The organism is Chryseobacterium sp., from assembly GCF_022712095.1.
Lineage (GTDB): Bacteria > Bacteroidota > Bacteroidia > Flavobacteriales > Weeksellaceae > Chryseobacterium.
In genome coordinates, this window is record NZ_JALAHD010000003.1 from 1 (window position 1) to 3,282 (window position 3,282).

The window sequence follows — 3,282 nt, forward strand, 5'->3', positions numbered from 1 at the left end:
ATCTAATCATATCCATATCAATTTTTGTTTTTAACCGGTAAATTTTACCGGTTTTGTTATAATAATATTGCACCAAAAAGATGGTGCAATACTGAGTAAAAATGATATTATAACTTATATTACCATGTTCCGCGTCTGTGATTAGATACCCATCTGAACATTCCCAGAATGTTTAATTTATTCATTGTATCAAATCCGCCCCATTTTTTAACTTCATCAGAGAATTTTACATGTCTGTATAACTCATCCCAGCTTTGCCCGCTTCTTACTAAATCCAATACCTGCTGGTGGAGATTTACCATATATTCTCTTTCCTTTCTGATATCTTCCAAGGTAGCAGGAGTATAATGTCCAACATCAATATAGTCTACATTTTGTTGTAGAGCCCAGTCGAGCGTTGCAATCCATCCATCATAATAAAAGTCCAGAAAGTCGTTATAAGGCATTGTTTTAGACTCTCCGACATCTGTTAATTGCAGAGCTTTATATTTTGGAAAAGAAACGACAGACATACTGTTGGAATGGCTGGGTGCGATATGGTTTACAATAACAGTTTCTCCACCAAGCTTAATAGTGAGTTGTTTATCATAAACAATATCTGGTACAGCTACCGGAAGCTTCTCTCCGATAATAGGTTCCAGTCCGTTTTTCTGAATAATTACTTTAGCACCTTCTTTCTGAAAAATTTGAGAGCCGCCTGCATGATCATAGTGGGCATGAGTCAGGATAACATATTTTACAGGAACATTGAACTTCCTTTTGATTTCCTCATTCAGCCATATGGCAGCCTGAGTTAATGCCGGATCTATTACAATAGCTCCTTCTTTTGTAATAAGAACCAATCCGCTGTGAAGTGCAGGTAAAGTACCATTGGTATGACGGTAAAGGTTTCCTTTTACCTGGACGAGAGTCTTTTCAAGATTAGGATCTGGTTTTCCTAAAACATCGGGTAAAATTTCCCTATTTCTATAGAGGGATTGATCTACATATTCAGCTCCTGTAAGGTGGGAATCAGATTGTGCCTGCACTTTACATGAAATTGGAAGAAGTAGTAGCATTAAAAAGAAATAGAAAAAATAAGTTGGCTTTTGCATAAAAAGTGTTTTTTTAATGTAAATTAATTTTTGTTTTGATAAAGTAAAGTTAGTGTGGGGTTCAGGTTTATAAAATATCAATATGCGTATATTTGCAGTAAAATTACGAATGATGATTATAGAAAATGTATGATTCTTTTTAGTTTGATAAAAAACAGCTTTTGAATAAGGCAAATAATTAGAAAAATGTCTAAATTCAGGTATTGAATTTGACACCAGTAAAATTTCTATGAAAAAACTAAAACCTAAAATTTTCTATTCTTTATCATATTGAATTCGAAATACTTCTTTAATTATCTGAAATAATTTTCTTTTCCACAAAACCAGGTTTAAAGAATTAATTATTAGAATGAATCCTTATAATAAACAAATTATGTCAAAAAAAATTGCAGATCAGTTAGTTGATACAATACTTGAAGCCGGTATTAAACGTATATATGCCGTAACCGGTGATAGTTTAAATGAAGTAAATGATTCAGTTCGCAAAAATGGAAAACTTCAGTGGATCCATGTACGACATGAAGAAACGGGGGCTTTTGCAGCGGCCGCTGAAGCTGAACTTAACGGTATTGCTTGTTGTGCAGGAAGCAGTGGTCCCGGCCATGTTCACCTGATCAATGGTTTATATGAAGCTCACCGAACTAATGTTCCTGTATTGGCAATAGCCTCTACTTGTGCTACAGATGAATTCGGAATGGGATTTTTCCAGGAAACGAATACTACGAAGCTATTTGCTGATTGTAGCGGATATAATGAAATCGCAACTACTCCCAAGCAGTTTCCACGTATGCTGCAGGCTGCATTGCAACATGCATATTCCAAAGGAGAAGTAGCTGTTTTAGGACTTCCCGGTGATCTTACCAAAGAAGAAGCTGAAGAGAGTAGTACAGCAACCTTTTTATTGAAACAGCAGTCGGTATACCGTCCTGCAGATGCTGATATTAGAATATTAGCTGATAAATTAAATAAAGCCTCAAAAATTACTATTTATTGTGGGTATGGAGCTGGGGAAGCCCATGATGAAGTCGTTAAATTGGCAGGATTGCTAAAGGCCCCTGTTGCCTATTCATTCAGAGGGAAAATGGGAATACAATATGACAATCCTTATGAAGTAGGTATGACAGGTCTGTTAGGTCTTCCTTCTGCATTTTATGCTATGCATCATTCTGAATTACTTTTAATGTTGGGAACAGATTTTCCGTATAAACAGTTTATGCCGGATGGTTTGGAAATAATACAGGTTGACAAACGTGCAGAACGACTAGGGCGTAAAGCTAAAGTTTCAATGGGATTAGCAGGTAATATTAAAGATACTCTTGAGGTTTTACTTCCTCTTATCCAGGAAAAAGCTGATGACAGCTTTTTGAAAAAACAATTGGATAAATACCAGAGTGTAAATAAAGCGCTCAACACTTATGTTGAAGATAAAGGAAGAGAACATGCCATATCTCCTGAATATGTCGCAGCTACTATTAATAAAAAAGCTAATGATGACGCTATATTTACGGTAGATACGGGAATGTGCTGTGTCTGGGGGGCAAGATATCTTCATGCTACAGGAAAAAGAGCTTTGTTAGGTTCATTCAGTCATGGCTCTATGGCTAATGCTTTACCGCAGGCTATTGGTGCAGCCCTTGCGAGACCTGATCAACAGGTAATTGCCTTATGCGGAGATGGTGGGCTTTCTATGATGATGGGAGATCTTGCAACACTTGTACAGTATAAACTTCCTGTAAAAGTTGTTGTTTTCAATAACCGTTCATTGGGGATGGTGAGACTGGAAATGCAGGTAGCAGGGCTTCCTGACTGGCAAACGGATATGTATAATCCTGATTTTGCTAAAGTAGCGGAAGCTATGGGAATGAAAGGATATACTATAGAGTCCCCTCATAAAGTAGAAGCAGTTTTACAGGAAGCATTCGATCATGAAGGACCGGTACTTATTAATGTATTCACCAATCCGGATTCCTTAGCAATGCCTCCAAAAATAGAATTTGAACAAATGAAAGGAATGGCAACGGCTATGAGTAAAATGATGCTGAACGGAGATTTTGAAGAAGTGATGGATATTATTAAATCCAATTATAAAAATATTAAGACTATATTTTAAAAACTGAATAATTAAAATCCTCATGCAAGCCGATATCAGCCATAGAAGAAGAATTATTTAGAAATATACTTCAGAAAG

2 protein-coding genes are annotated in these 3,282 nt (G+C 36.3%); one reads left to right on the top strand and one right to left on the bottom strand.

The features are described from left to right. Window positions 1-119: 119 nt before the first annotated feature. Window positions 120-1,094 carry an MBL fold metallo-hydrolase gene (locus Q0A18_RS00085; protein WP_292008125.1) on the bottom strand — a complete coding sequence of 325 codons (975 nt, stop codon included), beginning with the start codon at window positions 1,092-1,094 and terminating at the stop codon, window positions 120-122. Between the two features lie 373 nt (window positions 1,095-1,467). Here Q0A18_RS00085 and Q0A18_RS00090 point away from each other — a divergent pair, with 373 nt between their 5' ends. Continuing rightward, on the top strand, window positions 1,468-3,204 hold the full coding sequence (locus tag Q0A18_RS00090) for a thiamine pyrophosphate-dependent enzyme (protein WP_292008126.1): 1,737 nt from the start codon (window positions 1,468-1,470) through the stop codon (window positions 3,202-3,204). The last annotated feature ends 78 nt before the right edge of the window (window positions 3,205-3,282 follow it).